The 26,863-nt window shown below is 64.3% G+C and carries 26 protein-coding genes and 1 pseudogene; 19 read left to right on the plus strand and 8 right to left on the minus strand.

The features are described from left to right. Positions 1 to 14 precede the first annotated feature (14 nt). From HDG33_RS20880 to HDG33_RS20895, 4 genes are all read left to right on the plus strand, one after another. Positions 15 to 494, plus strand: coding sequence for a heme-binding protein (locus HDG33_RS20880; protein ID WP_184032792.1), 480 nt, complete (start codon positions 15 to 17; stop codon positions 492 to 494). A 14-nt stretch (positions 495 to 508) separates the two neighbouring features. Further along, entirely contained in the window at positions 509 to 1,528 is a 1,020-nt protein-coding gene (locus tag HDG33_RS20885; protein ID WP_184032794.1) for a 2Fe-2S iron-sulfur cluster-binding protein, read from the plus strand. A gap of 168 nt (positions 1,529 to 1,696) precedes the next feature. After that, positions 1,697 to 3,322, plus strand: coding sequence for a hypothetical protein (locus HDG33_RS20890; RefSeq protein ID WP_184032797.1), 1,626 nt, complete (start codon positions 1,697 to 1,699; stop codon positions 3,320 to 3,322). Positions 3,323 to 3,334: 12 nt separating this feature from the next. Next, positions 3,335 to 4,102 (plus strand): YjbE family putative metal transport protein, encoded by a 768-nt coding sequence (locus tag HDG33_RS20895; protein WP_184032801.1) that lies wholly within the window; start codon positions 3,335 to 3,337, stop codon positions 4,100 to 4,102. An 85-nt stretch (positions 4,103 to 4,187) separates the two neighbouring features. On the opposite strand, the gene HDG33_RS20900 is transcribed toward HDG33_RS20895, so the two are convergent. Continuing rightward, the gene (locus tag HDG33_RS20900) at positions 4,188 to 5,117 is read right to left on the minus strand and encodes an ornithine cyclodeaminase family protein (protein ID WP_184032803.1); all 930 of its coding nucleotides are present in this window, start codon (positions 5,115 to 5,117) and stop codon (positions 4,188 to 4,190) included. Positions 5,118 to 5,351: 234 nt separating this feature from the next. On the opposite strand from HDG33_RS20900, the gene HDG33_RS20905 reads away from it, so the two are divergent. The 7 genes from HDG33_RS20905 to HDG33_RS20935 all read left to right on the plus strand — a co-directional run bounded on the left by HDG33_RS20905 (position 5,352) and on the right by HDG33_RS20935 (position 9,329). After that, positions 5,352 to 5,660: a 2Fe-2S iron-sulfur cluster-binding protein gene (locus HDG33_RS20905; RefSeq protein ID WP_175165272.1), complete on the plus strand. Its 309-nt coding sequence runs from the start codon at positions 5,352 to 5,354 to the stop codon at positions 5,658 to 5,660. Further along, on the plus strand, positions 5,657 to 6,013 hold the full coding sequence (locus HDG33_RS20910; protein ID WP_311548365.1) for a hypothetical protein: 357 nt from the start codon (positions 5,657 to 5,659) through the stop codon (positions 6,011 to 6,013). The genes HDG33_RS20905 and HDG33_RS20910 overlap by 4 nt, the downstream gene beginning before the upstream one ends. Positions 6,014 to 6,035: 22 nt before the next feature. Beyond that, a complete protein-coding gene (locus HDG33_RS20915) occupies positions 6,036 to 6,314 on the plus strand; it encodes a 2Fe-2S iron-sulfur cluster-binding protein (RefSeq protein ID WP_116124114.1) in 279 nt (92 codons plus the stop codon). Beyond that, entirely contained in the window at positions 6,308 to 7,255 is a 948-nt protein-coding gene (locus HDG33_RS20920; protein ID WP_184032805.1) for an alpha/beta hydrolase, read from the plus strand. The genes HDG33_RS20915 and HDG33_RS20920 overlap by 7 nt, the downstream gene beginning before the upstream one ends. A 126-nt stretch (positions 7,256 to 7,381) precedes the next feature. After that, entirely contained in the window at positions 7,382 to 8,056 is a 675-nt protein-coding gene (locus HDG33_RS20925; protein WP_184032807.1) for a GntR family transcriptional regulator, read from the plus strand. Between the two features lie 132 nt (positions 8,057 to 8,188). After that, positions 8,189 to 8,452, plus strand: coding sequence for a CHAT domain-containing protein (locus HDG33_RS38360; RefSeq protein ID WP_184032809.1), 264 nt, complete (start codon positions 8,189 to 8,191; stop codon positions 8,450 to 8,452). Between the two features lie 421 nt (positions 8,453 to 8,873). Continuing rightward, complete coding sequence (locus HDG33_RS20935; RefSeq protein WP_184032811.1) at positions 8,874 to 9,329, plus strand: GNAT family N-acetyltransferase; 456 nt, start codon at positions 8,874 to 8,876, stop codon at positions 9,327 to 9,329. Positions 9,330 to 9,432: 103 nt separating this feature from the next. On the opposite strand, the gene HDG33_RS20940 is transcribed toward HDG33_RS20935, so the two are convergent. Next, on the minus strand, positions 9,433 to 9,978 hold the full coding sequence (locus HDG33_RS20940) for a hypothetical protein (protein WP_184032814.1): 546 nt from the start codon (positions 9,976 to 9,978) through the stop codon (positions 9,433 to 9,435). Positions 9,979 to 10,170: 192 nt separating this feature from the next. On the opposite strand from HDG33_RS20940, the pseudogene HDG33_RS20945 reads away from it, so the two are divergent. After that, positions 10,171 to 10,659 (plus strand): annotated as a pseudogene (locus HDG33_RS20945) (IS3 family transposase); the annotation flags it as partial. Continuing rightward, positions 10,656 to 12,764, plus strand: a complete 2,109-nt coding sequence (locus tag HDG33_RS20950; protein WP_184032815.1) for an acyltransferase family protein — start codon at positions 10,656 to 10,658, stop codon at positions 12,762 to 12,764. The pseudogene HDG33_RS20945 and the gene HDG33_RS20950, both read left to right, overlap by 4 nt. 664 nt (positions 12,765 to 13,428) lie before the next feature. Here HDG33_RS20950 and HDG33_RS20955 read toward each other — a convergent pair. Then, a complete protein-coding gene (locus HDG33_RS20955) occupies positions 13,429 to 14,409 on the minus strand; it encodes an NmrA/HSCARG family protein (protein ID WP_184032817.1) in 981 nt (326 codons plus the stop codon). Between the two features lie 103 nt (positions 14,410 to 14,512). On the opposite strand from HDG33_RS20955, the gene HDG33_RS20960 reads away from it, so the two are divergent. Then, a complete protein-coding gene (locus HDG33_RS20960; protein WP_184032819.1) occupies positions 14,513 to 15,412 on the plus strand; it encodes a LysR family transcriptional regulator in 900 nt (299 codons plus the stop codon). A 576-nt stretch (positions 15,413 to 15,988) separates the two neighbouring features. On the opposite strand, the gene HDG33_RS20970 is transcribed toward HDG33_RS20960, so the two are convergent. Next, the gene (locus tag HDG33_RS20970) at positions 15,989 to 16,981 is read right to left on the minus strand and encodes a LacI family DNA-binding transcriptional regulator (RefSeq protein WP_184009354.1); all 993 of its coding nucleotides are present in this window, start codon (positions 16,979 to 16,981) and stop codon (positions 15,989 to 15,991) included. Between the two features lie 331 nt (positions 16,982 to 17,312). Here HDG33_RS20970 and HDG33_RS20975 point away from each other — a divergent pair, with 331 nt between their 5' ends. Both HDG33_RS20975 and HDG33_RS20980 read left to right on the plus strand, forming a co-directional pair. Further along, positions 17,313 to 18,080 carry a sugar phosphate isomerase/epimerase gene (locus tag HDG33_RS20975; RefSeq protein WP_184032823.1) on the plus strand — a complete coding sequence of 256 codons (768 nt, stop codon included), beginning with the start codon at positions 17,313 to 17,315 and terminating at the stop codon, positions 18,078 to 18,080. Positions 18,081 to 18,083: 3 nt separating this feature from the next. Beyond that, positions 18,084 to 19,223: a Gfo/Idh/MocA family protein gene (locus tag HDG33_RS20980; RefSeq protein ID WP_184032825.1), complete on the plus strand. Its 1,140-nt coding sequence runs from the start codon at positions 18,084 to 18,086 to the stop codon at positions 19,221 to 19,223. A gap of 106 nt (positions 19,224 to 19,329) precedes the next feature. On the opposite strand, the gene HDG33_RS20985 is transcribed toward HDG33_RS20980, so the two are convergent. Together HDG33_RS20985 and HDG33_RS20990 are read right to left on the minus strand one after the other, a co-directional pair. Next, positions 19,330 to 20,577: an MFS transporter gene (locus HDG33_RS20985; protein ID WP_184032828.1), complete on the minus strand. Its 1,248-nt coding sequence runs from the start codon at positions 20,575 to 20,577 to the stop codon at positions 19,330 to 19,332. Continuing rightward, positions 20,574 to 21,650 carry a PRC-barrel domain-containing protein gene (locus HDG33_RS20990; RefSeq protein WP_184032837.1) on the minus strand — a complete coding sequence of 359 codons (1,077 nt, stop codon included), beginning with the start codon at positions 21,648 to 21,650 and terminating at the stop codon, positions 20,574 to 20,576. Before HDG33_RS20990 ends, HDG33_RS20985 begins: the two co-directional genes overlap by 4 nt. A gap of 441 nt (positions 21,651 to 22,091) precedes the next feature. Between HDG33_RS20990 and HDG33_RS20995 the strand changes: the two genes are divergently transcribed. Together HDG33_RS20995 and HDG33_RS21000 are read left to right on the plus strand one after the other, a co-directional pair. Further along, positions 22,092 to 23,489, plus strand: a complete 1,398-nt coding sequence (locus HDG33_RS20995; protein WP_184032839.1) for an NCS2 family permease — start codon at positions 22,092 to 22,094, stop codon at positions 23,487 to 23,489. A gap of 89 nt (positions 23,490 to 23,578) precedes the next feature. Further along, the gene (locus tag HDG33_RS21000) at positions 23,579 to 24,325 is read left to right on the plus strand and encodes a thioredoxin family protein (RefSeq protein WP_184032841.1); all 747 of its coding nucleotides are present in this window, start codon (positions 23,579 to 23,581) and stop codon (positions 24,323 to 24,325) included. A 100-nt stretch (positions 24,326 to 24,425) separates the two neighbouring features. On the opposite strand, the gene HDG33_RS21005 is transcribed toward HDG33_RS21000, so the two are convergent. Further along, positions 24,426 to 24,608: a hypothetical protein gene (locus HDG33_RS21005; RefSeq protein WP_018418561.1), complete on the minus strand. Its 183-nt coding sequence runs from the start codon at positions 24,606 to 24,608 to the stop codon at positions 24,426 to 24,428. A gap of 130 nt (positions 24,609 to 24,738) precedes the next feature. Then, a complete protein-coding gene (locus HDG33_RS21010; RefSeq protein ID WP_184032843.1) occupies positions 24,739 to 25,653 on the minus strand; it encodes an NAD-dependent epimerase/dehydratase family protein in 915 nt (304 codons plus the stop codon). Between the two features lie 158 nt (positions 25,654 to 25,811). Here HDG33_RS21010 and HDG33_RS21015 point away from each other — a divergent pair, with 158 nt between their 5' ends. After that, a complete protein-coding gene (locus HDG33_RS21015) occupies positions 25,812 to 26,735 on the plus strand; it encodes a LysR family transcriptional regulator (RefSeq protein WP_184032845.1) in 924 nt (307 codons plus the stop codon). Positions 26,736 to 26,863 lie beyond the last annotated feature (128 nt).

The following is a 26,863-nucleotide window of genomic DNA, read 5'->3' on the forward strand; positions in this document are numbered from 1 at the left end:
CAAATTTTTTGACCATGAAATCATTCTTCAAACTCGAACTAGCCGAAGCGCGCCTGATGGTCGCGGCGGCGCTCGCGCGTTCGCAGGCGATCGGCGTGTGCGAATCCATCTGCGTGTGCGACGAAGGTGGCTTTCCGCTCGCGCTCGAACGCATGGACGGCGGTCGCGTGACGGGTCCGCAGATCGCGTGGAACAAGGCCTTCACCGCAGCGGGCCACAGGCGCTCGACGCATCTGTTCACGACGCCGCCCAACGGTCCCGCGCTGCCGGGCAACGAAGCGTTCGGCATTCAATGGAGCTTCGAGGGACGCTTCGCGGCGTTCGTCGGCGGCTTTCCGATCGTGGTCGATCAGCAAGTTGTTGGCGGCATCGGATTGTCAGGCGGCAACGGCGAGCAGGACACCCAGGCGGGTCTCGCGGGTCTCGCCGCACTGCGCGACGCGTTGCGCGAGAGCGGGCACGAAGTGCTCGTGCAAGCCGACATCAAGCTGTGATTGCGAGGGCCATCGTGAGCTATCGGATTACCTGGATCGAGGCGCAGCGCAGTTTCGACGCGACGAGCGACGAAACCGTGCTCGAAGCCGCGCAGCGCGCGGGCGTGACGCTGCCGTCCGAATGCGCGTTCGGCGGTTGCGGCACGTGTCGCGTGAAGCTGGTGGCGGGCAGCGTGAATTACGTGGAACCGCCGCTCGCGCTGTCGCCGGAAGAAGCCGCCGAGGGCTATGCGCTGATGTGCCAGGCGCATGCGCTCGCGGACCTCGAGATCAGCACCGAACGCGTGCTTGCCGCGCCGGTGCCGCCGCAGCGGCATCGGACGACGGTGCGCAAGGTGGAGGCGCTGAGCGGCGACGTCACGCGTCTCGTGCTCGCGCTCGATCACGCGTCGCCGCTCACGTTCAGGCCCGGTCAGTATCTGAACGTGCTGCTCGGCGAAGCGGGGGCACGTAGCTTCTCGATGGCCTCGCGTCCGGATGATAGGCATATCGAATTGCACATCCGGCGTATCGACGGCGGCTACTTCACGCAGGACCTGCTGGCCGCGATGCGTGCCGGCGACACGCTTGACATCGATGCGCCGCTCGGCGGCTTCGGCTATCACGAGGAGGATTACCGGCCGATCGTGATGGTCGCGACGGGCACCGGCATCGCGCCGTTGAGCAGCATGCTCGCGACGATGCTCGACAGCGGAGAGTCGCCGCCGATCGACCTCTACTGGGGCGCGCGCACGCAGCACGATCTGTATCTGCACGACGAACTCGCGCACTTGGCCGCAACGCACGAAGACTTCCGCTACGTGCCGGTGCTTTCACGCGCGCACGGCGACTGGTCCGGCGCACGCGGCTACGTGCAGCAAGTGGTGCTCGCGGATCACCCCGATCTGTCCGGGCACGCGCTGTATCTGTGCGGATCGCCCGCAATGATCGCGGATGCGCGCAGCGCGTTCGTCGCTCATGGCGCGAGCGTGCGCTACCTGTATGCGGACAGCTTCACGTTCCAGCACCCGCAATGCGTTGACGCAACGGATTGAAACCGCAAAAAGGGCGCGCGAGCAAGGGTCAGATGCGGACTGCGCCCGATTCCGTTGCATCACCAACAAAAACTCGCACGGTCTTTTTTTGCCGCGAGTCGCAGCAAATAGTATTGACACAACACAACGCTCTATCGTCCCCGACCTCCTATCGAGCTGAGGCTTCCCATGCACTCAATCGCTGTTCTAACGCCAGCACACTTCTGTTATCTGGCTGGCGTTGTCGCGATCATCGCGACGATGATCTTCCGTGCAAATGTGGTCGTGCCCGCGATTCTCGCCACTTTCGCGGTGGCATTCGCGTGGTCCGGCAAGCTGCTGGTCGGCTTCCAGGCCATCTTCATGGGCAGCCTGACGGCAGCGCATGAGCTGTTCAATATCTTCCTCGTGATCGCGCTGATGACGGCGCTGCTCAACGGGCTGCGCGAACTCGGCGCGGACGTGCGCATGGTGCGGCCGTTCAAACGCATCATGTTCAACGGGCACGCGGCGTTTTTCATTCTCGCGCTGATTACGTATCTGATCTCGCTGTTTTTCTGGCCGACGCCTGCGGTGCCGCTCGTCGGTGCGATCCTGATTCCGGCTGCCGTCTATGCGGGCTTGCCGCCGCTCGGCGCCGCCGCCGCAATTGCAATCGCGGGGCAGGGGATGGCGCTGTCGTCGGACTATGTGATCAAGGTCGCGCCGGGCATCAGCGCGCGGGCCGCTGGCGCGGACATGCTCACGGTCGCGAATACCGCGTTCGGGTTGTCGTTGATCGTCGGCTTCGTTGCGCTCGGGATGACGTGGTTCTTCGTCGTGCGTGGTCGTGTGAAGGCGCCGTCGGCGGCGAATCTCAGCGTGTGGGAAACGCAGGGCCTGGTCACCGCCGACGGCGAACCGGAGCATCAAGGCAGCTTCGCGAAGGTGGAACTGGCGCGCGGCACGAGCGGCAATCTCGCGGCTGAACATGAAGGAGCTTCTTCGTCGCACATGGAAGGCGAGGGCGCGCTCGCGGCGATGTCGATTGCGCCGATGCCGCAAGGCGGCGCGGCATTGCAGATGACGCAGATGTCGCCGATCGCCGCCGACGTGCTGCTCGATCGCCGCGAACTGTGGTCGAAGGTATTCGCGCTCGCCACGCCGCTCGCGTTCCTCGCGGTGGTGGTCGTGATGATGCGGCCGGACATGATCGGCTCGGGCGCGATTCGCGGCGGCGACGCGGCCGCGCTGATCGGCGGGATGGCGGCCGTGCTGATGATGCTCGCGACGCTTTCGCACGGACGCAAAGGCTTTCTGGACCGCACGGCCGAGCACATCATCGACGGCTTCGTGTTCGCGTTCAAGGCGATGGGCGCGGTGCTGCCGATCGCGGGCTTCTTCTTCGTCGGCGATGCGAGCACGGCAGGACCGATCCTCGGCGCGGCGGCGGGCGCACATGTGCCGTCGTTCCTGTTCGAACTCGTGCAGGCGTGCAGCCAGGTTATTCCGCAGAACCCGCTGTTCGTGTCGTTCGGCGTTCTGCTGATGGGGATGATTACCGGCATCGACGGTTCGGGCTTCGCGGGTTTGCCGCTGACGGGTTCGCTCTCCGGTGCGCTTGCGCCGATGGTCCACCTGCCCGCTGCAACGCTCGCCGCGATCGGCCAGATGGGCGCAGTGTGGACGGGCGGCGGCACGCTGGTCGCGTGGTCGTCGCTGATCGCGGTCACGGGCTTCGCGCGCGTGCCGGTGCTCGACGCGGTGCGGGCGCTGTTTCTGCCCGTCGTGTGCGGTCTCGTGATCGCCACGCTCGCGGCCGTGATGTTCGCTTGAGGAAGGCTGCCAATGTCATTCCTCGGGTTTTCGCAGGACTTCGCGGCGGGCTTCGCGCACTACGCGCCCGCCGTGTTGCAGATCGTTTTCATCAACCTTCTTCTTGGCGGCGACAACGCGATTGCGATCGCGCTCGCGTGCCGGTCGCTGCCGCCGCAGCAACGGCGCGCGGGTGTCTGGATCGGCACGAGCCTCGGCATCGTGCTGCGCTTCGCGATGGTCTACGCGATCGGCTATCTGCTCGCGATTCCATACATGCATGTGGTCGCGGGTCTGTTGCTCGCGTGGATCGGCATGCAGTTGCTGCGCGACGATGGCGCGTCCCATGCCGAATCCGACGAAGCGCCTGCTGCGAAGGCGCTCTGGCGCGTTGTCGCGCTGATCCTGTTCGCCGACTTCGCGATGAGCCTCGATAACGGGCTTGCGACAGCAGCGGTGGCTGAGACGTTGCCGGCCGAATCGCGTGTCGCGGTCGTGCTGGCGGGGCTTGCGGTGGGCGCGCCGGCTATCGCGTTGGGCAGTGCCGTGATGCTTCGCATGATCGAACGGTTCCAGCTGGTGATCTGGCTGGGTTCGGCGCTGCTTGGATGGATCGCCGCCGATATGCTGCTCGCCGATCCGCATGTGGCTCAAGTGTTGCGCGACGTCGCGGACGCAATTGGCGACGGTGCGGGCGACGAGTGGCTTGTCCGCGTGCTGGTGTGCGTTGCGATGGCCGCGCTCGTGCTGTTCGTGCCGTTCATGCAGCGGGTCGGATTGAGGCGCTGGCGAGCGGGGTGATGTTGCAGGAGACGCTGAAGATGCAACGAAGCTGATCAACATGGCACATGGCCCGGCTCACAAGCCGAGCCATTTCACGCAGACCTTAGCAGTTGCGCTCGACAAACCGCCGATACGCCAGCGCCGCGAGCGCAACATCCTGCAACCCGATCCCCACCGCCTTGTACACGATGATCTCGTCGTCACGCTGACGGGCGAGCGTATCGTCTTCGAGCACCTCACCCAACTCAACCACCTTCGACCAGTCCACCACGCCGGGCGCGGCCAGCACGAGATCGCCCGCTTCGTCGCGCGACTGATCGCGCAATTCCACGACGATTCGGCTCGCGCGGGACAAAGCAGTGTCGTTCACCTCGCGCGCGTGCGGCAGGCTGGAGCCGATCGCCGCGACGAGCGCGCCCGGCATCACTGCGTTGCCGTCGAAGAGCGGTGTGGTCGCGCGCGTTGCCGTGACGACCACGTCGGCGCCGTCGAGGGCCCGCGCGGTGTCCATTGCGCTCGCCGTCACGCCGCGCGCGCGGTGTGCTTCGTTGAGCGCGTGCGCAAGCTCGGCGTCGCCTTCCACGCCGACGATCCGAAGCGTCTTCAACTCCGTGAACATCGCCAGCGCGTGCGCATGCGCGCGGCCTTGCACGCCCGTGCCGAAGATCGCGGCGGTGTGCGCGCCGCTGCGCGCGAGACGCCGCACCGCGAGCACGGTGGTCGCGGCGGTGCGCAGGCGGGTGATCGCGTTCGCGTCGAGCGTGGCGAGGCATTGGCCGTCGGATGCGCGGAACAGGATGATCGCGAAATTGAACTGGCCGCGAATTGTCGTGTAGACCTTTGCGCCGGCGACATCGGCGTCGGGCAGCACCGCGCCGAGTGTGGAGAGCTTGGTCCCGCCCGCTTCGGTTCGCACGCGCCGCTGGACGGCGGCAGCCCCGCGCGCGTGTTGGCGAAATGCGCTTTCCAGTGCGGGGATTGCGTGTTCGAAGTCGATCAGTTCGTCTATTTGCGCGTCGGTCAAGTGAAACATGGGTTGGTGTCCTTGGTTGAGTGGTCGTAATATCGTATACGGTATACTCAAATTGAAATGGCGACCAGCGGGGAGATTCGCTAGTGCCATAAACCAGAGCGTCTCGGCGCGCCGTCGTTTCCACGAGGGCTAATGTGCTTGATAACGGTATACAATGTTCCAAAACGCGGTACACTGATTCCATCGCTTTCGCACTCAAGCGAAGGGTCCGTAATTCTGGTCGCAGGAGGATGCATGCCGGTCGTCGTGTTCCGCAGGAACGCAGAGGTGTATGAGGCAGAGGTGAAGGAAAACACCAATCTCGTCGTTCGCGCGGGCATCAAGCAGTTTCCGTTTCCGCATTTGCGCTACGAGTGCGGGATGGGCAAATGCGCGCGCTGCGCGTGCCGCGTGCTGGCGGGCGGCGAGTATTTGCCGCCGCCTAACTGGAAGGAGAAAAAGCAACTGGGCGCACGGCTCGACGAGGGCTACCGGCTCGCGTGCCAGTTGTGGATCGAGCACGACATCGAACTCGAGCAGGACGACCTGCCCGTCGAGCCGTGAACGCCAACATGAATGCGGAGCGCGCGGGCGTGCGTCCGCAACGGGGACATCGCATATACATCGTACTCACGAGCCGGCCGGGCCAATACCGCAGCGAGCCGACGCCGGGCATCACGCCTGTCGAAACGCACGACTACTTTTACGGCGCGCGGCATGTCGCCGAATTCGTCGTCGCGCAACTTGAGGGCGACTCGCGCGTGCGCATCGTCGAAGAAACGGGGCAGCAGACGGTCAACCTCGTGCCGACGAAATTCTTCGAGAAGTTCGCGACGCTGCGTGACGCTCTGCAATCAATCGAAGGCCTGACCGGCCACGGCCACGAAGAGGCGCGTGTGAGCCGGCGCAATAACTGAGACTGAGGATTCTGGAATCGCAATGGTGCAGATCACTTTCCTGAGCAATGGCGGCAAGACCGTCGAAGCGCCCGCCAATAGCAACCTGTTACGCGTGTCGCTGCGCGAGCAGGGCGGCATTCCGTTCAAATGCGGCGGCGGGCTGTGCGGCACCTGCAAGTGCAAGGTCGAAGCAGGCCGCGAACATACCGACGACGTCAAGCAGAAGGAGCGCCGTCACCTGAGCCCCGAGGAACTGGCGAGCGGCTACCGGATGGCTTGCCAGACTTTCGTCAATGGCAATGTGAGCGTGTCATGGTGAGCCGCGCGGAGGACGCCGCGTTCGCGCCGTTCGGCCCGCTCGCTCCGGAGCAGCGTGAGCACATGCTCGCGCTGGGGCCGCGCTGGAATGACGACATCATCGCGAACCGCAAGGCGGTGATCGACTGCTACACGCCGCTCGTGATGGCCGCGCCGATGGACAAAACGCGCGTCGAACGTGAGCTTGCGTATGGCGCGCATCCGCGTCAGGTGCTCGACGTGTTCGAGCCGCTCGACACACCTGCCGATACCCCGCGTGAAGCCGTGCTGTTCGTGCATGGCGGCGCATTCGTGCGCGGCAGCAAAAGCGTGAACGGCGCGATCTACGACAACGTGTGTCACTGGTTTGCGCGTCAGGGCTTCGTCGCGGTGAACGTCGAATACCGTCTCGCGGACGAAGCGCCGTGGCCGGGCGGCGCGCAGGACGTCGCCAGCGCGCTCGGTTGGCTGCGCGAACATGCTGCGCGCTGGCGCATCGACCCCGCGCGCATCTTCGTGATCGGGCATTCGGCGGGCGGCGCGCACGCGGCGGGCTGCCTGTTCGATCCGACGCTCGCGGACGCTGTGAGACCGCGCGATGTGGCCGGTCTCGTGCTGATCAGCGCGCGTCTCTTTGCCGACGTCGATCCGCGTAATCCGAACGCGGGCCCGGTGCGCGCCTATTTCGGCGCGGACGAATCGCGCTACGCCGAGCGCTCGCCGCTCACACACGCGGCTCGCTGCGATGTACCGGTGATGATCGCGGTGGCCGAATACGAAAACCGCTTTCTCGACGACTACGGCGCAGCGTTCTTTATCGAACTGCTGCGCCATCGCGGCGTGCCGCCGCGTTTCGTGCAGATGCGCGGCCACAATCACACGTCGATCGTCGCGCATTTCAATTCCGGCGAGGAGTATCTGGGACGCGAAATTCTCGCGTTCGTCGCGTCGGCGCCGCGTTGACCGCGCACGTTGCACGACGGCGCGCAGCACATTCGCGTTTCGTATCATGTCTACAGTCTACGAAAACCCTGGCGCTGCTAGAATTGCGCCAACAGTTGGAGCAACGGTCAGACGTGGAGAGTCAACATGGTGCGGGGAGCCATCAGCGCAAACGGGCGTGAGCCGATCATGCACAAGCAGCTTTCGGAGCTGGTGATCGCCCGCTTGCGCGAGTCGATCACAACGGGTGAGTACGCGCCCGGCGACAGGCTGGTCGAAGGGCGGATCGCGGAGGAGCTGGAAGTGTCGCGCGTGCCGGTGCGCGAAGCGCTGCGCGCGCTCGCGGCGGAGGGGCTCGTCGAGGTGCGCCCGCGGCATGGCGCGGTGGTCGCGTCGCTCGATCCTTCGGCGGCGCGCGAGATGGTGCAGATCCGCGCGACCCTCGAAGGACTCAACGCGCGCCTCGCCGCCGAGCATTGCACGCCGGAACTCGTCGCGCAGATCGAGGCGGTGCTGCAGGAGGGCAACGCGAAGGTGGCGGCGGGCGAGGCCGCGGGCCTGCTCGAACTGAACGCGCGCTTTCACGACCTGCTGTACGCGGCCGGCGCCAATGCGATGCTGTCGGACCTGATGCGCTCGCTGCGCGACCGTACGCGCATACTGTTCGTGAACGCGAACGACGAAGAGGTGCGCGTCACCTGGCACGAACACGCGGCGATCCTGCGCGCGGTGCAATCTGGCGATGCGGCGCTCGCGGCCTTGCTCGCCGAGCGCCATGTGACGCGCGCGGCGCAGCATTATCTCGAGCGTTTTGCGCGCTGACGGATTGCAGAATCCCGTGTATCCAATGGCATCATTTCTGTTGCTCGACCCGTCTGGCCGCGGCGTGTTGCTGCGCGCATCTGACATCGCAACTGCCGATCTGTCAAAGACAGAGACAGCGTTCCTGAGCGCATGCCAGACGCGGCCGGTGAAGTCGACGCTGGCAACGAGGTGATGGGGTTCACACGAGGACTGTTTGCTGCAGGAGCGAAGTGCCTGATCGTGACCTCGTGGCTGGTCGACGACAGGAAACCATGCAGTTTTCGAATGCGTTCTTTCAACGCCTGGCGAGAACCAACGATATTGGAGACGCCTATTCAGTCGCCGCAGCCGAGCTGCGAAGTCACTACCGCCATCCTTATTACTGGGGGCAAGGTACGTTCTGATGTCGCGTAGCTAGTGCACTGAGAACCGTCGCCACCGGCCGGCGTCTGCGCGCCGTCTATCGCTAGGGCTGCTTGTCGGCGTGCCCGCTCAATTATCGTTTCGAGTGATCTTCGGTGACACGTTCTGGCCCTGCCGCCTTTCGACTTCGGACCGTAATTGATCAAGGCAGGGGCGGCCCGCCGGTCGCACCGGCCAATGACTTGTTCCCGACTGACAGTATCGAATGACCGTTACCATCCAGAAGCCAGCCCTTCTGGCTTCGACGGCCCCACCGGCAGCAATGGGTCGGCTACGGTCAAACGCATCGGGCGACTGTCGGCCATGAGCGGACCTTCGGCCCCAAAGTGCAAATTGGTGACAATCGATTCGGCGCGATAGTATTCGCACAAGAAGTAAGCCTCGCGAATCCTTTGACCGGAAGCCGTTTCCAATGAACATCGCCTTTTCCGATACAACCGAGTCCGACGCCGACACACTGGTCGCCATTCGTATCGCCGCGATGCGCGAGAGTCTGGAGCGCATCGGTCGTTTCGACCCGCAGCGTGCCCGCGAGCGCTTCCTCGCGTCATTCGACCCTGCGCGGTGTCGATTCATAGAGGTCGATGGCGTTCGGTCGGGCTTTATCCTCATCCGCCCACAGGCAGACTACTGGCTACTGGACCACCTTTACATTCTGCCGGCGCACCAAGGGAAAGGAATCGGCGCAGCCGTCTTGCGGGACGTCTTCGCGAACGCCGACGCGCAACGCATGCCAATCCGCCTCGGTGTTCTACGCGGCAGTGATTCAAACCGCTTCTACCAGCGGTACGGATTTGTACAGACTGACGAAGGAGAATGGGATATCTACTATGTGCGTCAGCCAATCGAAACACAGGAAGAAAGCTAGGCTGCATTGGTATTCATAGGGCGCGGCCCATCGCTGAAGTCGGCGACAGAAGTTCGAGCGTCCAGACGCCTAACCATGTACTGCCGAGTTCGGGCAGTAGCGCTCAGTCGGCACGATCGCCCAAATTGCCGACACTTGGACGAGGACTACATGTGACTTCGAGTAGACATCGAAGAGCGGGCGTTTGTGTGATTTCGAACAGAGCAGTCATGCCATAGCACGTAGTGTCGCGCTCATGCTTGCATTCGCCGTCGGCGTCTGGGTCGGTATTGATCGGGCCGATGCGTATTTCACGCTGGCAGTCAGCGCTGTCCTCATCGTCGAGCCTGCGACACGGCCGTGTAGAGATCGTGGAACTTGTGGCCGATGGCGGCGTGCAGCCGGTCCACGCCTGCCAGAACGTGACGGAGGTGTCCGGCTTGCGGTGCAGCAGACAAGTCGCCCGCACGAGGTGGTCCGAAACGCCGCTCGCGCGGTCCATGGCGCCGAGCTTCTGGTCCAGCACGCCAGCGAAGGCAAGCAGATTGTTACGCTGGTTCTGCAGGGCAACGCGCGTCGCACCGATGCGCGATGGATCCTCCGGTTCGCGCCGATGAAGTTCCTCGACGATGAAGTCGACATTTCTTATCGCTTCTGTGGGGCAGCGCACGAAATACACCGCGGGCCTATACATTTCCCTAAACTTTTTACGCCACAATCGTACGTAAAAGCAAACGAGAGAAAGGGCAACTGCACCTTCGCTTTTTCTGGTTATTTATCGAGATGAAATATGCAATGATCGCCGCGGAATCAGCGGAGCAGGTCTGAACCCCGCGCGAGCAGACGTTCCGGCAACCCTGCGGCGGGCTCAAAGGACCTGTTCAGCGCAGAGCTGGTCGGTTACGCGATGAGCGAGCGTATGACCAGGCATCTGGTGATGCAGGCGGTGTTTCGGGCGGTCGCGTCGCACCGACCGCCGGCCGGTCTGATTCACCACACAGACCGCGGCAGCCAATCTTGCGCGCATGCTTGCCAGAATCTTGTCAGCCAGTTCGGCATGCAAGCCTCAATGAGCAGACGAGGAAACTGCTTTGACAACGCATCGACCGAATCATTTTGGGGCACGCTGAAGAGCGAGTTGGCCTATCGTCGGCGGTTCGCCAGTCGGCAGCAGGCGCAGCAAGAGATCACGGAATACATCGAGATCCTTTATAACCGGCAGCGGACACAAGCGCAGCTTGACTATCTGTCTCCCGCGGTTTTCACGCAGCGTTTCTACTTGAACAAGATCGCTGCTAAACCCGTTGGCGTCCACGGATTCCGACCGGCCTCATTAACTCTCATGCCATGAATCCACGCCATAACGCTACTACTGCGCCGCAACTCACCCGTCCTGCGCACGCGGCATACATCGACGGTTTGCGTGCGGTCGCAGTGTTGTCGGTCATCGTTTATCACCTGTACGCGCAGTGGTTACCCGGCGGGCTTGCAGGGGTCGACATCTTTTTCGTGGTTTCCGGGTTTGTTGTCAGCGCATCCGTTGGAAACCTCGAATCGATGCAGTTTTCGCGCTTCGTGTTCTATTTCTATTCGCGTCGGGTGCAGCGGATCGTGCCAGCGCTCGTGGTGTGCCTGCTGGTGACCGGCCTGTTTTCAGCACTGTTCATTCCAAACGCGTGGCTGAGCGATACCAACAAATACACCGGCTTCTTTGCTTTCTTTGGGTTGAGCAATGTGGTGCTCGCGATGATCGGCGATGACTATTTTTCGCCACGCACCGAATTCAACCCGTACCTGCATACCTGGTCACTTGGGGTAGAAGAGCAGTTTTATCTGATCTTTCCGTTGCTTTTCTTCATGTGGGTGAGCAAACGTCCGAGAAAGACGCTTTGCGTTGTTCTGTTCGCCGGCGCGCTCGCTCTGTCCGTGTTGAGCGCATGGTGGCTTTCGAGGCGAAATGAGGGGCTAAACTTTTACCTGATTCCAGGGCGTTTCTGGGAATTGGCATCCGGTATCCTGCTATACCAGTTGCTCGCGCTCGCGAAGCGCCCGCTCGGCGTGATCGACCGCAATGGGACGCTGGGTTCGATGGCGTTGCTCGGTGGTTCGCTGGTGCTGCTTGCGGTCGGTTTCAAGGTCTTGCGCCCGGAGCTGCTTCCTTTTCCGGGAGCGCTGCTGCCGGTTGCCGGCACGCTTGGCGTACTGTACGCGCTGCACGGAAGAGAGCCGCGGGATTGGCTGCACAGGCTGCTCATTTCACCAGCGGTGACTTTCGTCGGCAAGATCTCATATTCGCTTTATCTCTGGCACTGGCCTGTGATCGTGCTGCTGCGGTGGACGACGGGGATCGATGCGCCTGTCTGGCGCCTGCTTGCGGCCGTACTGACCTTCGCGCTGGCGACAGCGTCCTGGTACTACGTCGAGAATCCTGTGCGGCGCTCGGCGGTCCTGAAAGGCATGCGGCGTCCCGCTGTCGTAGGTGCGGGCGTAGCTACGTTGACGTGCGGAGCGCTGTTGTGGGTTGGCATTCAGGTAGCCCAGCTGAATCTGTCGCTGAGCGTGGTGTCACAACGTGCCGATGACTGGTATCCGAGCCGCCCCCTTGAGCCCAGCAATGACGGATGTCTGGACACGTGGGATAGGACGAAGCTCAACGGGGGGCGCGTATGGACATATTCACGTGCGGGATGTTCGCTTCCGGCGACCTATCGCGGGCGCCTGTACGTGATCGGCGATTCGCACGCGATGGCCTACAACAGGATGTTGCGCGAATTCGCCCGGGATACTGGCGTGAAGATCTTCGCGTACAACAATGGAGGCTGTCCGTTCATGGTTTTGCTGCCGCGCAAACAAGATGAGGTGGCGAGCTGCGCGCCGGTGACGGATGCGGCAATCGCTCAAATCGAGGCGCAGATCAGGCCCGGTGACGTGGTCTTCCTGCCTTCGCTGCGGCTGCCACGTTTCTCCGACGAGTGGGCCCGCTTCGACGACTCGAGCGCCTGGGGCTACATGTTTGGTCCAGAGGCCGTGCAAAGCCGGGTAGACGGCGTGCGAGAGGCCATTCCAATCTTGCAGAAACTGGCAGCCAAAGGGGCGAAGGTCATCCTGGAGGGGCCGACACCCGAGTTTCGGAGCCAGCCGTTCCGATGTTCGGACTGGTTCAATCGCGACAATCCCGTCTGTTCCGGCGGCGACCGCATCGCCCGTGCGGATCTGGAAGCCTTGCGGGCGCCGGTGCTCGAATCCTATGCGCACATCGTGCAGGCGGTCCCCGAAGTTAGCGTATGGGACCCGTTGCCACCACTGTGCCCAGATTCGGTCTGCTCAACGCACACCGCCGACGGCCGGCCGCTCGTCTTCGATGGCGATCACCTCAGCGGCTATGCGAACAGGCTTCTGTTGCCAAGCTTTAAGCAGCTCGTCAGCAAGCTTATGGAAGCGGGGTCCGCGAGCTGATGCGGGGAAGAGTTCCGGCGATGGCTGGCGAGGTAGTTAGTCCGAAGATCGAGTACCGGCTGTGCGAGCTTGGGTACAGTCAGGTTGACGGAGGGGGCGACGAATATAATGAGGCATGCAGAAAGGTTCCCTCTCCGTTCTGCCGTCGGCCGATGCACCGGTTTCGTTCAAGGGCTATGGAGTGCCGTTACAACCTATAGGGACTCTCCCTCTTTAGCAAGGTCGGTTCGTGGTTCATGTGTCTGTTGCCAGGTTCCCCGCCATGGCGGGCATTGGGCATCCGATTCGCAGCCCGCGTTGTGCAGTGATTTATACCGGCAACGCCCTTGGCAAGGGGAGCCGAGGCTGCGGCGAACCGGTTCAACCTCACCGGTTGCAAGGTATTTCTGGAAAGCGAAAATCCGGCCAGCGTGAGCGTCCGTTTCGGATCAAGATAGCAGGCCGTTCAGGGTCGCGAAGGGCCGACCGCCGTCGGGCAGAGGTCGGCCAAACGCGGTCGGTCATGGTTGACCGCTTTTGGGGGTTCCGCTCGCTTTACAGGCTCCCGGAAGGACGCCGGTGAGATGTCAGTTTCCCGCACCACCGCCCACTTTGCCGCGTAAGGGCGTAGGTTGAGAGGCCGCCCCTGCCAGACGGTCTTTTAGTCGACCGCATGCGTAATCGTCTATTTGCCCATTGCAACCCCGAAGCTGGTGAGTTCTCCACGCCAACCACTGCGCCGCAGAAAACCTTCCCATGTCAGTGCGTTCGGGTCGTTTCGTCGGCTCCATGCTAAATCTCGTTCTGGCCCGTAGTACCCGTATTCGACCGCATAGGTGACCATTCCCACAAGCTCGCGCACCAGCCACTCGTCGGCACCGAACGCGGGGAAGTGCCTTAGTAATTCCTCGCGCGTATAGGCTGACGCGTAGTGCGCACGCCGGCCCGTCACGCGGACGAAGGTGTCCACGATCTCACGCGCGGTCAGGACCTCACCGATCACGGGCAGGGTTCGGCCGGAATAAGACTCCGGTTCGTCAAACTGCGCCAGCACTGCGGGACCGGTTGCGGTCAGCGGATCGACAAATGGCACGAGCGTATCTGGCGGCAGATAGACGGCGAAGCTGAGGCTGCCGTCAGCTTCCGGCCGTGGCACGTAGTACTCAAGGAAGTTGCTGTAGAAGAAAGCGAGCTGGATGAAGGAGCTGCGCAGCGGCAGCGTGCGCAAGTATGCCTCTACCAAGGCCTTCTCGGTGAAGTGTGGCGCCCACAGGGTGCCCCCCGTGCGAGCCTCGACGTCTTCGAGGCTGCTCCAGACAATATGCTCCACGCCCGCGGCGAGCGCCGCATCAGCCAGCTCAAGCCCCAGTGCTAATTCGGGGCGGCCCGGCGGGGGCACGGGCGCTATCGGCGGTGTCATCAGGAAGGCACCGTGCGAGCCGCGCATAGCCGAAGCAAGCTCGGCTTGGCGACCCGCCTCCAACGGCGCGATGACGATCTCGGCGCCGCGCTGGGCCAGCTCGCGCATGGGTGCGCTATCTGCACTTCGTGCGAGAGCGCGCACGCGGTAGCGACCGCTACCCAGCAGGGCGCAGGCCACGCTGCGGCCTTGCTTGCTGGAGGCGCCAGCGACGGTAATCAGGGGCAATGGTGCAAAAGGCGTCATGAGGCTCTCCATACAGGCACGCAACACGCGCGCCGACATGTGCAGTCTGGACAAAAACCGCTATAGAGTAAAATCATCAATGTACTGATCTGCTATCCATGCGATGGATACCAAACGCATAGACCTGAACCTGTTGATCACCCTCGAAGCCCTGCTCGCAGAGCAGAACGTGACGCGCGCCGCCCGCCGCCTGCACCTGAGTCAGCCAGCGGTGAGCGCGCAGCTCGTGCGCCTGCGCGACCTGTTTGCTGACCCGTTGCTGATTCCGGCGCAGCGCGGCATGACTCCCACGGCGAAGGCCGACGAACTTCTGGCGCCCTTGCGCAATGCGCTTGATCAATTGCGCGCCACGGTGAGCCAGCATGGCCATTTCGATCCCGCGCGGGCCCAGCTGATTATGGCTATCGCCTGCACCGACTACCTACAGGCCGCGCTCGTGCAGCCGCTAGTACTACAGCTGCGCCAACAGGCGCCTGGTGTGCGGATGGCGTTGCGTATCCTGGACATTCCCCAGCTGGCGGCGCAAATGGCTCACGGCGAGGTCGACCTCGCGTTAATGACGCCCGGTGACGCCCCGACCGGCCTGCGCAGCCGCCACCTGTTCAACGAGCGCTACGTGTTGATAGGCCGCCGCGACCATCCCAAGCTGCGCCGCAAGCTCACGGCTTCGCAGTTCGCGCAGCTCGAGCATGTCATCGTGTCGTTGCGTGGCGGCGACTTCGCCACACCTGTGGATGACGCGTTGGCGGGCCTCGGCCTTCGGCGCAATGTGGTGCTGTCCGCGGCCTCGTTCCTGTTTGTGCTGGATATTGCGGCCCGCTCAGACCTCGTCGCTCTAGTGCCACAGCGGCTCGTGCGCGATCACGCCGATGCGTTGCGGGTCGTCGAGTGCCCGATTCCCGTTCCGGGCTTCGAGGTGGGCATGCTGTGGCACGAGCGCAGTCACGGACATGCTGGCCACCGCTGGGTGCGCGAGGTGCTTAGGACGCTCGTCGCCGGGTGAGACGAGTCCGCAAAGAGAGCTGGACGAAGCGGCAGTCTCAGGGCAGTCTAAGCGCGTGCGTGCGACGCCTGGGTTGACAGGCGATCTGTTCAATTTGAACGACCGCTTTTGGGCGATCAGACTGAGAGGGATGATGTCAGCAACGGGTCGACAACAGCCAACCGCATCGGGCGGTAGCCGGCCCATCTCCAGCCATTCGCTCGCGTGCGCCCGCACGTGCTCTATCGGCGGTTCCGCAGTAGCCAGCGGATGTTCACGCTCGGCGCGTCATCAGCCTTAATCAACAAATGCCACAGGGGCAACAACTGCGGCGCAAAGGTCGAGCGCTGCCGGGAATTCCGATCTGAACCAGTTCTTCAAGCATTTGTTGATGGGTCTTCGGCTGGCTCGACTGAGCAAAAACCGCCACAGCGACGGCGCCAACCACGGCGACCACGAAAGCTTCAACGAACGATTTCATGAGCCGTGGGAGCAAGGTGGCCGAAATGCATCGGCGTCGGCAGCCTCACCAAAACTGAGCCAGCTACAAACCACCTCAGTGGGCAAAGCAGATCTTGACTTCTCCCGATCGACCGCTCAAACCGACTCCCGCAGCACCAGCTGATGCTGCAGGATGCGCGACGCTGGGCGTTGGCCGTCGAGCAGCGCCAGCAGCATTTCGGCCGCCGCGGCGCCCAGCTCGACCATGGGCTGGGCCACGGTCGTCAGCCCCGGCTCGAAGATGCCAGCGATGGGTACGTCGTCGAAGCCCATTACCGCCACGTCGTGCGGCACCCGCCGGCCGGCTTTGCTAAAGCCCTTGATCGCGCCGATGGCCAACGTGTCCGACACGGCGAACACGGCGCTCGGTGGATCCACCACCGCCAGCAGCTTTGCCGCCGCCTGGCTTCCGGCGGCGTAACTATTGTCGCCAGTAACGCAGACAAGCTCGGGCGCAGGCGCGAGACCGGCGCGCAGTAGTGCTGCGTCATAGCCCTCGCGGCGCTGACGCGCATACAGGAAGCGCTCATCGCTGGTGATGAAGCCGATGCGCCGATGGCCCTTGTTGATGAGGTACTGCACGGCATCCGTACCGGCCTGGCGGTGGTCGATGCTGACATAAGGCACGTCACTACCGGGCAAGAATTCCGAGCAATTGACCCATGGCTTGCCGTTCGCCGCCTCGCGCCGGGCTGCCGGGTCGGACATGGGCACGAGATTGATGACGCCGTCGCTCAGACTGCCGGCCAGCGTCGGCAGCGAGGCGTCCGCCGTGCCAGTCCAGGCTTCCAGATCCGCCGGAAGCAGCGTGTAACCGGCCTGGCGACTGACCGCGCCGGCCCCGCGCACGATCTCGGCGTAGTAGGGGTTGGCGAAATCCGGCATGAGCATCAGCAGAATGCGACTCTGACCGGTACTCAGGCTGCGGCCGAACGGATTGGCCCGGTAGTTCAGTGCCCGTACGGCTGCCTCGACCCGCTCACGCGTGGCCGCCGTCACGGCCTTCGTCCCGTTGAGCACACGCGACACCGTGGCAATGGAAACGCCAGCCTCGCGGGCAACGGCTTCGATGGAGGGTTTGCTTCGCATTGGTTCGTTCAGGCAGCGGCGCGTTTGTCGCCAGCAGGAAGGTAACAATTTTAGCATCACGGGAAAAGGTTTTCCCATCATGCGTCATCGAACCTCGAAACTGAGCGGGGATTCAGACTCGGCTTGCGGGAATCCATGGTGTTGCTGCAAACCGTGGCGTTATGCAATCCGCTTATCCGAAGCTTCTCGCGTACTTCTGTTTGTGCCGGCTCCTGCTGTATAGGGTAAAGCCCCTGTTCCAGGTGAACGGGAAAGCGCTTACCTTTTGACTTGCGCCCAGCTCCGTAGGCCATCCGTGCCGCATCCACCTTGACTCTTTGGATTGACGACCATGAATCAAGCCTTGCCCATTTCCATCCAGATTTACAGCCTGCGTAATGCGGGCGAACTCGACCGGCAGTTCGACATTGCCGCCCAAGCCGGATTTCGCCAGGTGGAGCTGATCGGGTCCTTGCTCGAAAATGCGGCCGACACCCGGAACAAGCTTCAGGCGCGCGACCTTAGCGCCTCCTCCAGCCACCTCAGTATGGCCATGCTGCGTGAGCGTTTGCACGAAGTGACCGCGGCGTGCGAGACCCTCGGTATCACCCAGTTGGTCATGCCCGCGGTGCCGCCCGCCGAGCGCGACAGTGACGCCGCATACTGGCGGGCGCTCGGCAACGAGTTGGGCGGCCTCGCCCATCGGCTAGCCGCTCAGGGCATCGCCCTCGCATACCACAACCATGATTGGGAACTCAGCGCCAAGGAGAACGGCGCAACGGCGCTGGAACTGCTGTTCGAGTCCGCCGGGGCAAGCCCGCTCGGCTGGCAAGTGGATGTAGCCTGGCTCGTGCGCGGCGGCGCCGATCCTCTGCCATGGCTTCGTCGTTATACGGGCCGCGTGGTCTCGGCCCATGCGAAAGACCTCGCGCCCGCGGGTGAAAAACTGGACGAGGACGGCTGGGCCGACGTCGGTCACGGCGTCATGGATTGGCCCACGCTGGCCGCCGCCTGCCGCGAAGCGGGGGCGCGTTTTCTCGCCGCCGAGCACGACAATCCCAGCGACGGCGAACGCTTCGCCCGCAATGCCTTTGCCTATCTGCACCAGCTCGGAGCCTGATCCATGAAACCTGTCTTTGTCGGCATCATCGGTTGCGGCAACATCAGCGATGCCTATTTCACCGGCGCGGCGAATTCGGAATTCGTCCGCATCAAGGCCTGCGCCGACTTGCGTCCGGAGGCCGCCCGAGCCAAGGCCGAGCAGCACGGCGTTGCCGCGATGACGGTGGCTGCGCTGCTGGCCGACCCCGACATCGAAATCGTCATCAACCTTACGGTGCCGCACGCGCATGTGCCGGTAAGCCTGCAGATTCTGGAGGCGGGCAAGCACGTCTACCTCGAAAAGCCCCTGGGTACCGAGTTCGCGTCCGCACGCGCGATGCTGGCGCGAGCCGGGGCTTCGGGATTACGCGTGGGCTGCGCACCGGACACCTTCTTCGGCGCGGCCCATCAGGCGTGCCGCGCGGCGCTCGATGCGGGCCGCATTGGGCGTGCCATTGGCGGGGCCGTGGCCGTGTTGTCCCGCGGCATGGAGTCCTGGCATCCCAATCCTGAGTTTTTTTTCAAGCCTGGCGGCGGCCCGATTCACGACATGGGCCCGTATTACGTGACGCAGTTGGTCAACCTGCTTGGGCCGGTGGCACGCGTGTCTGCTTGCGCCACCATCGGTTTTCCCCAGCGCATCATCTCCAGTGAGCCGCTGAGGGGCCAGGTCATCGAGGTCGAGGTGCCCACCACGGTCAACGGTATCCTGCATTTTGAGGGTGGGGCCAACGTGGTGATGAGCGCCTCCTGGGACGTGTGGGCCCATCAGCGTGCGCCTATCGAGATCTATGGCACGGAAGGTAGCCTGTTGGGCGTCGATCCCAATTTCTTTGGCGGGAGTCCGCGCGTGGCTGAACGTGATAGCGGCTTTAAGCCGCTCGACACACAGGTCCATGCTTTTGGCGTCGACAACTTCACGTTGAGGAGCGGTGCGCGGGTGGCCAATTACCGCGCTGTGGGCGTGCTGGACATGGCCATGGCGTTGCGCCGAGGTCGGCCGCATCGCGCGAGCGGCGAACTGGCGTTACACGTGCTGGAGGTGCTGGATGCCTTCGAACGCTCGTCGCGCGAGGGGCGGCACGTCGATATCGAGACCGTCGTGCAGCGACCCGTCGTCGTGGCATTGGGTCGAGGCGAAGAGGTGTTTCTCGCCGACTGACTCACCTGACTTCCGCAGTGGTCAAGCCGGTTGCGACGTGATCCGACTGCGACCATCAGACCACGCCCCGGCTCATACAGCTCCGCGCGACTCACCTCGCTGCCGACTATCCGCGACCGGGCACAGCCGCGCCATCGCCGTTGCTGGCCGTTGCCGCGTCGCGCGTCTCGGGCATCGCCGCCCACACCAGCAGCACCGCGAGCGCACCGGCCGCCGCGAGGCCGAAGAAGCTCACCGTGTTGCCGAAACGATCGGCGACGAAGCCCGCCGCCGTCGTGCTCAACGTCGCGCCGATGCCGGCCGCGAGCCCGAACAGGCCGATACACAGGTTGTAGCGGCCCTTGTCGCCGGCGACGTCGGCGGCGATCAGCGGCAGCATCACGCCGAACACCGCGGCGCTCAAGCCGTCGAGCATCTGCACCGGCACGAGCAGATAGGGGCTGCTGATGCCCGCGAACAGCAGCGCGCGGATCGGCAACGCGGAGAAGCCGAGCAGCAGAATCGGCCGGCGGCCCCAGCGTTCGGCCGAGCGCCCGACCCACGGCGACATCATCGCGACAATCGCCTGCGGCACGATGATGCATGCCGCGATCACGAGCTGCACGTTGTCTCCCATGCCGGCGGTCACTTCGCCGGCGGCCAGGTTCAGCATCGCCGCGTTCGACAGATGGAACAGCACGATGCACGCGGCGAACAGCAGCATGCGCCTGTCGCGCAGCAGCTCGCGCAGGCTTTCGCGCCGCTCGAGCTGCTCGGGGGTGGGCGCCGCTTGCGGCAGCTCGATCGTGTCGGTGCGCTGGATCATCGCGAGCGCGATCAGCGCGGGAACCGCGAGGCCCGCGGTCAGGACGAACACCGCGCGCGGCGAGTAGTACTCGCCGAACAGTCCCATCAGACCGGCCGCGACCGCGCTGCCGATCGACGCCCAGCGCGCATTGCGGCCGAGCCGGTCGCCGAGATTCGCGCGACCCACCAGCGCGAACGAGATCGCCGCGAGCGCCGGCGTCAGCATGCAGCTCGCGAAGCCGTGGAACACCTCGGCGGCGATCACCGGCAGCACGGTCGGGCTGATCGCGAGCAGCATCGCGCTGAGGATGATCGCGCCGATCGCCCACGCGGCCGCCGCTTTCTTGTTGCGCAACGCGTCGACCGCGGCGCCGCCGGGCACCTGGCTGACCATCGCGCTGATCGTGCCGACCGACAGCACCATGCCGATCTCGCCCTGGGTCCACTTGTGCGATGCGAGGTAGGACGCGATGAACGGCCCGAAGCCCGTCTGCACGTTGGCGACGAAGAAGTTGAGCCAATCGAGCGCGCGCAGACTTCGCGCCGTGACCATAGTACGGACCGTCATCGGACCGCCCGGGCGTTGGAAACCGCGACGGCCGACGATGCGGCCGGCGGCGCCGAGGCCGCCGGCGCGGCGCTGGCGGCAGGCTGCGCGGGCGGCGCCGGCGACACCGCGCGAATCGGCTTGTCGCTCGCGTAGAGCGGCGTCGCGTTGATCTGCGCGTCGCTCAGATCGATCTGCGGATGCAGTTCCTTGTCGCGCGTGACGAAGCGCAGCGCCGACCAGTTCGCGGCGATCGTGCGCCGGTCGGTGCTGACCATGCCGCCGACGTCGAGGACGATCGCCTGCGGCTGCGCGTTGCCGTCGATCAGCACGTCGACCACACGGCCCACCTTGGCGCCGTTCGCGCGCTCGACGGTCGCATCGAGCAGCGGCAGTTCCAGCGGGTTCGATTTGTTCGCGGTGCTCGGCACGGCCGTCGGGTTCAGCGTGATCGGCGCCCCCTTCGCGGTCGGCGTGAAGTGGAACGCGCCCCACGGGAAGTTCACCTTGCGGTCGCCGACGCCGAGGAAGCCCTGCAGATTGACGACCATCTCGCGCGGCTTGCCGGCCGCGTCGGCGATCATGTCGACCGCGCGGCCGACCACCTTGCCGTCGGGCTTCTGCACCTGGCTGTCGAGCAGCGCGCGCGCGTCGCTGCGCTCGATCGTGCGCAGCACGATCAGCGGCGGCGGCGGCGGGGGCGGCGGCGGAGCCGGCACGACAACAGGCGGCGGCGGTTCGACCTTGCGCGGTTTCACGACCGGCTTCTTCGGTTTCTTCGGCTCCTCGGGCCCCTCGTTCGCCTCGCTCTCGACCGGCTCGGACGCGGACGCGGCGACCGGCGCGCTTGCCGGCTCGACCGGCATCACCGTCGCATCGACGATCGGCGCCTGCTGCGTACCCCACAGCAGGCTGCTGCAACCGGACAGCGCGGCGAACGCGAACAGCGCGGCCACGGTGCACAGCCAGCGGAACAGTCGAAGCACATCGAGCGAATCAGGCGAATCAGGCGAATCGAGTGGGCGAAGCGGTCCAAGCGGTCCAAACGGGACAATCGGCAGGCGCCCGGCGGGGCGCGGAAAACCGCCAGTCATCAGGAAAAACTCCACGGGCAGGTGCGGACGGGCGCGATGAGCCGCCGCGGTTGGATGGGGTACGGCCCAGAGTTTAACCTGCGCTGCCGCGCGGGCAGCCTTTCGCCGGTTGCGTCGCAGGCGGTTTCGCCGATGCGCTGGCGGTATGGCGCTGCACGCCGCGTGCCTGGAACGCGATCGCCGGGGTGGGTTCGGCGCGTTTCGCGGCTGCCCGTATGCCGTAGGTGTATACGCGCGCAGCGCTCGCGCGAGCGACCGTCGCGCAAAAGATATAAGTCGCGCGACATGTCCGGCATGCCATTCATGCGATTGGACACATAGTTCGCTTCACCTACATTTCGACTCAGAAAAGCGTTACCCACACCAACCAATCCACGAGACGAACCTGATGACGGCCGCTTTAGCGGCCGTTTCAGCGCGCTGATAAAGGAGGCACTCATCATGTTGGAACCCCAGGCCCTCGCGAATTCCGACGTCGCGAGCGAATCCTTCGACACCGAATCATTCCGCGGTAAGGGCTTTCTCGACCGCTACTTCGACATTTCCGCGCGCGGCAGCACGCAGCGCCAGGAGATCGTCGCGGGCATCACGACCTTCCTCGCGATGGTCTATTCCGTGTTCGTCGTGCCCGGCATGTTCGGCAAGGCGGGCTTCGATACCAGCGCGGTGTTCGTCGCCGTGTGTCTGACCACGGCGTTCGGCTCGCTGCTGATGGGCGTGTGGGCGCGTCTGCCGATCGCGATCGGCTGCGCGATCTCGCTCACCGCGTTCACCGCGTTCGGCCTCGTGCTCGGCAAGGGCCTGCATCCGACCGTTGCGCTCGGCGCGGTGTTCCTGATGGGCGTCGTGTTCACGACGATTTCGGTGACCGGCGTGCGCTCGTGGATTTTGCGCAACCTGCCTGTCGGCATCGCGCACGGCACCGGGATCGGCATCGGCCTGTTCCTGCTGCTGATCGCCGCGAACGACGTCGGGCTCGTGGTCAAGAATCCGGGCGCGGGGCTGCCGGTGTCGCTCGGCAATATTGCGGCGTTGCCGGCGCTGATGTCGGTCGCCGGACTCGCCGCGATCTTCGGGCTCGTGCGGCGGCGCGTGCCGGGCTCGATCCTGATCGTGATCGTCGCGATCTCGGCGATCGGGCTCGCGATCGATCCGGCCGTGGCGTTTCACGGCATCTTCGCGGTGCCGTCGTTGAGCGCGCCGGGTCATGCGTCGCTGATCGGCGCGATGGACGTGAAGGGCGCGCTGTCGATGGCGGTGCTGCCGAGCGTGCTCGCGCTCGTGATGACCGCCGTGTTCGACGCGACCGGCACGATCCGCGCGGTCGCGGGCCAGGCGGGGCAGCTCGACGAAAACGGCCGCATCATCAACGGCGGCCGCGCGCTGAGCGCCGATTCGCTGAGCTCGATCTTCTCGGGCCTGCTCGGCGGCGCGCCGGCGGCCGCGTATATCGAGTCGACGGTCGGCGTCGCGGCGGGCGCGAAGACGGGGATGGCGGCGGCGGTCGTCGGTCTGCTGTTTCTCGTCGTGATGTTCTTCTCGCCGCTCGCCGCGCTGGTGCCTTCGTATGCGACCGCGCCCGCGCTGATGTACGTGGGGCTGCTGATGCTGTCGAACGTCAGCAAGCTGCATATGGACGACATGGTCGACGCGATGGCGGGGCTCGTGTGCGCGGTGTTCATCGTGCTGACCGCGAACATCGTGACCGGCATCATGCTCGGCTTCGCGACGCTCGTGATCGGACGCGTCGTCAGCGGCGAGTATCGCAAGCTCAATGTCGGGACCGTGGCGATCGCAGTCGTGCTGGTCGGGTTTTATGTCGGCGGCTGGGCGATCTGAGTTTCGTTGCGGCTCCTTGACTTTCGCGTCAGCGTCTCTAAACCTTAACCTTGAGGTCAAGCCCTGCATCCGCAGGAAAGGAGACGCAGATGGAACCGCAACATCGCATCGGCAGCCGGGAAGAGTGGCTCGCCGCGAGCCGCGCGCTGCTCGCCGACGAAAAAGCGCATATGCGCGCCGGCGACGAACTCGCGCGCAAGCGCCGCGAATTGCCGTGGGTCAAGGTCGACAAGGTTTATACGTTCGATACGCCGGAAGGCCGCAAGACGCTCGCGGAGCTGTTCGACGGCCGCAGCCAGCTGATCGTTTATCACTTCATGCTGGGCCCGGACTGGGAAGAGGGGTGCGTCGGCTGCTCGTTTCTGTCGGACCATATGAGCGGCATTCTCACGCATCTGGTCCATCACGACGTCAGCTATGTGACGGTATCGCACGCGCCGCTCGGGAAGATCGACGCGTTCAAACGGCGCATGGGGTGGACCTTTCCGTGGGTATCGTCGAGCGGCAGCGATTTCAATTTCGACTACCACGTGTCGTTCACGCCGGAGCAACTGGCGAGTAAAAAGGCGTTCTACAACTTCACCGAGCAGGACGTCGGCATCGACGAACAGCACGGCCACAGCGTGTTCTACAAGGACGCAAACGGCGACGTGTATCACACGTACTCATGCTACGCACGCGGCGACGAGCGCTTCGTGAACACCTACGCGCTTCTGGACATCGCGCCGAAAGGCCGCAACGAGAACAGTAATCTGACCGACTGGGTCAGGCATCACGACCGCTACGACGACCACGCGCGCGCGGCTTGCCCGGCGTGCGGATCGTACACGGTGTGAAGCGGTGAAGCGGTGAAGCGGGCCGGCGAAGGGGGCGAGGGGCGCGCGCCGCGCTAGCTGGCGCGCCGCCTCTGTGCTGCACGAGCGCTGCATCAGCTCGCTACAGCGCCATCTCGAAGGCGGGTCTGAGGAACATTTCCATCGCCATCACGATGAGGCTCATCGCCGCGGCCGCGAGCGTCAGCACGCCGTATTCGTCGTAGCGCGTGTCGTACAGACACGCGACGACGAACAGAATCGCCATCAGGTTGGTCAGCCAGTCGAAGTTCAGCGCGAAGCTCATCGGTCGAATCGGGGCGTGTGTGCGACGGTGGAATCGCACCGTCAGGTGCCCGCGATTTTATCGAAAGGAGCTTACGGATTCGCAACGACCGCGCTTACACAGCTTACGTCGCGAGGCGCGCAAAGCCGCGTCAAACGGTGCTTTGCGGCCCCATCATGTCGCGTTCGATCCATTCGATCACCGACCTGCGCCGCGGTTGCCAGCCGAGCAGTTTGCGCGCGCGTTCGCCGCGCACGCGGCTGTTCGAGCCAAGACCGTACGAGGCCATTTCGTAGCCCCATTCCTGTTTCGCGTCTTCGAGCGGCCAGTCCTGCGGCGCGCCGAGCTTCATCGCGCGTGCGATCGCGGCGCTCATGTCGCGGAACGACGCTTCGCCGCTTTCGACGAAATAGAACGTGCCGGCAGGGGTTTTATCGAGTGCGAGGCGATACAGCTCGGCGACGTCGTCGATATGCACGTTCGACCAGACGTTGCCGCCGCTTCCCACATGACGCACGACGCCGCTTTTCTGCGCCTGGCGCACGAGTCGCGGCAACTGCACGCTCGCGCTGCCGGCCACCGCGCCGTGACCGTAAATCAGCGTGTTGCACAGCACGGCCGAGCGCACGTTGCGTTGCGCGGCGTCGAGCACCAGTTGATCGATCGCGACGCGCGCGGCCTTGTCGGCGGTCGGGGTGGGCAGCGCGTCTTCGTGATAGATGCGTGCTTCACCCGCTTCGCCGCCCGACGCATCGCCGACGATGCTCGACCCGCTCGTGTGCAGGAACACCTTGCTCGAACCGGCGAGTCCGTCGATCAGCGCGCGTACCGCGCCTTCGTGATCGCTGCTCGCGGCGTTGATCACCGCGTCGGCCGCTTGCGCTTCGGCGATCAGCAACGCGCGGTCGTCGAGCGTGCCGAGCACGGGCTCGATGCCGAGCCGCTGCAACTCGCCGCTGTGTTCGGGTTTGCGAATCAGCCCGCGCACCTGATGGCCGGCGCGCGCCAGATGCGCCGCGATCGAGCCGCCGATAAAACCGCTTGCGCCAGTAACGAAAATCTTCAAGACGTTCTCCTGAGGGAAATGCCAAGACCGCAATCTCTTGCATGGGATCGGAGTAAGCGCTAAAGCGCCAACTCCGATCGACAGGCATGCAGTATCGCTCGCGCCGATTCTCGCAAAAAGCGTGTTAGTCTCAAATCAATCTTGATCTGAAGTCAACAATGAAAACCTCCACCGACGAATTGCTGGTGTTCGTCACCGTGATCGACAGCGGCTCGATTACCGCGGCGGCCGAGAAGCTGGGGCAGACCGTCTCCGGCGTGAGCCGCGCGCTCACGCGCCTCGAGCAGAAGCTCGACACCGCGCTCGTGCGGCGCACGACGCGGCGTCTGCATCTGACCGAGGAAGGCGACGCGTTCCTGCGGCGCGCCCGCGCGATCCTCGACGCGCTCGAAGAGGCCGAGGAGTCGGTCGCGCGCGGGCGGCAACGGCCGTCGGGGCGCTTGCGCGTCGATGCGGCGTCGCCGTTCATGCTGCATTGCGTGGCGCCGCATATGACCGCGTTTTCGGCGCTGTATCCGGAGATCCGGCTCGAATTGACCAGCAACGAGCGGATCGTCGATCTGCTCGAACAGAAGGTCGACATCGCGATTCGCATCGGCGCGCTGCAGGATTCGACGCTGCATGCGCGCGCGCTCGGCGAGAGCAGGCTGCGCGTGCTCGCGAGCCCGGCGTATCTGGCCGAGCACGGCGAGCCGGCCACGCTCGACGCGCTGCACGCGCATCGGCTGATCGGCTTTACGGCGCCGGAGCATTTGAATCGCTGGCCGTTGCGCGAAGGGGGCAGGGGAACGAAGCGCGCCAAGGGGCAGCGGGACGAAGCCGCGCTGCTGAAGATCGAACCGTCGATCACCGCGTCGAGCGGCGAAACCTTGCGGCAACTGGCGCTGTCCGGCTGGGGCGTCGCCTGTCTGGCCGACTTCATGACCGCCGGCGACGTGCGCGAAAACCGCCTCGTGCCGATTCTCGGCAACCTGCTCGTCGATGAACGGCAGCCGGTGCATGCGGTGTACTACCAGAGCGCATCGCTCGCGGGGCGCGTGCAGTGCTTTCTGGATTTCATCGCGGCGCGGGTCAAGCTCTGATCCGCGTCGCAGAGCCTTCTGTCCTATAACCCAGATATCGGCGGAGCCGGCGTGTCCGGCTTCCCGCCGGCGAGAGCGCGCCAATTTTGGCCAGATGGCGACCCGCGCCGCGAAGGTGTATATACAAC

This window comes from Paraburkholderia sp. Cpub6, assembly GCF_014201065.1.
In the GTDB taxonomy this organism is placed as follows: Bacteria; Pseudomonadota; Gammaproteobacteria; order Burkholderiales; family Burkholderiaceae; genus Paraburkholderia; species Paraburkholderia tuberum.

What these genes read in the sequence shown, in the direction of transcription:
- HDG33_RS20880 (WP_184032792.1), top strand. Translation starts at nt 15, where the DNA reads ATGAAATCATTCTTCAAACTCGAACTAGCCGAAGCGCGCCTGATGGTC.
- HDG33_RS20890 (WP_184032797.1), top strand. Translation starts at nt 1,697, where the DNA reads ATGCACTCAATCGCTGTTCTAACGCCAGCACACTTCTGTTATCTGGCT.
- HDG33_RS20895 (WP_184032801.1), top strand. Translation starts at nt 3,335, where the DNA reads ATGTCATTCCTCGGGTTTTCGCAGGACTTCGCGGCGGGCTTCGCGCAC.
- HDG33_RS20900 (WP_184032803.1), bottom strand. Translation starts at nt 5,117, where the DNA reads ATGTTTCACTTGACCGACGCGCAAATAGACGAACTGATCGACTTCGAA.
- HDG33_RS20905 (WP_175165272.1), top strand. Translation starts at nt 5,352, where the DNA reads ATGCCGGTCGTCGTGTTCCGCAGGAACGCAGAGGTGTATGAGGCAGAG.
- HDG33_RS20915 (WP_116124114.1), top strand. Translation starts at nt 6,036, where the DNA reads ATGGTGCAGATCACTTTCCTGAGCAATGGCGGCAAGACCGTCGAAGCG.
- HDG33_RS20920 (WP_184032805.1), top strand. Translation starts at nt 6,308, where the DNA reads ATGGTGAGCCGCGCGGAGGACGCCGCGTTCGCGCCGTTCGGCCCGCTC.
- HDG33_RS20925 (WP_184032807.1), top strand. Translation starts at nt 7,382, where the DNA reads ATGGTGCGGGGAGCCATCAGCGCAAACGGGCGTGAGCCGATCATGCAC.
- HDG33_RS38360 (WP_184032809.1), top strand. Translation starts at nt 8,189, where the DNA reads ATGCCAGACGCGGCCGGTGAAGTCGACGCTGGCAACGAGGTGATGGGG.
- HDG33_RS20935 (WP_184032811.1), top strand. Translation starts at nt 8,874, where the DNA reads ATGAACATCGCCTTTTCCGATACAACCGAGTCCGACGCCGACACACTG.
- HDG33_RS20950 (WP_184032815.1), top strand. Translation starts at nt 10,656, where the DNA reads ATGAATCCACGCCATAACGCTACTACTGCGCCGCAACTCACCCGTCCT.
- HDG33_RS20955 (WP_184032817.1), bottom strand. Translation starts at nt 14,409, where the DNA reads ATGACGCCTTTTGCACCATTGCCCCTGATTACCGTCGCTGGCGCCTCC.
- HDG33_RS20960 (WP_184032819.1), top strand. Translation starts at nt 14,513, where the DNA reads ATGGATACCAAACGCATAGACCTGAACCTGTTGATCACCCTCGAAGCC.
- HDG33_RS20970 (WP_184009354.1), bottom strand. Translation starts at nt 16,981, where the DNA reads ATGCGAAGCAAACCCTCCATCGAAGCCGTTGCCCGCGAGGCTGGCGTT.
- HDG33_RS20975 (WP_184032823.1), top strand. Translation starts at nt 17,313, where the DNA reads ATGAATCAAGCCTTGCCCATTTCCATCCAGATTTACAGCCTGCGTAAT.
- HDG33_RS20980 (WP_184032825.1), top strand. Translation starts at nt 18,084, where the DNA reads ATGAAACCTGTCTTTGTCGGCATCATCGGTTGCGGCAACATCAGCGAT.
- HDG33_RS20985 (WP_184032828.1), bottom strand. Translation starts at nt 20,577, where the DNA reads ATGACGGTCCGTACTATGGTCACGGCGCGAAGTCTGCGCGCGCTCGAT.
- HDG33_RS20990 (WP_184032837.1), bottom strand. Translation starts at nt 21,650, where the DNA reads ATGACTGGCGGTTTTCCGCGCCCCGCCGGGCGCCTGCCGATTGTCCCG.
- HDG33_RS20995 (WP_184032839.1), top strand. Translation starts at nt 22,092, where the DNA reads ATGTTGGAACCCCAGGCCCTCGCGAATTCCGACGTCGCGAGCGAATCC.
- HDG33_RS21000 (WP_184032841.1), top strand. Translation starts at nt 23,579, where the DNA reads ATGGAACCGCAACATCGCATCGGCAGCCGGGAAGAGTGGCTCGCCGCG.
- HDG33_RS21005 (WP_018418561.1), bottom strand. Translation starts at nt 24,608, where the DNA reads ATGAGCTTCGCGCTGAACTTCGACTGGCTGACCAACCTGATGGCGATT.
- HDG33_RS21015 (WP_184032845.1), top strand. Translation starts at nt 25,812, where the DNA reads ATGAAAACCTCCACCGACGAATTGCTGGTGTTCGTCACCGTGATCGAC.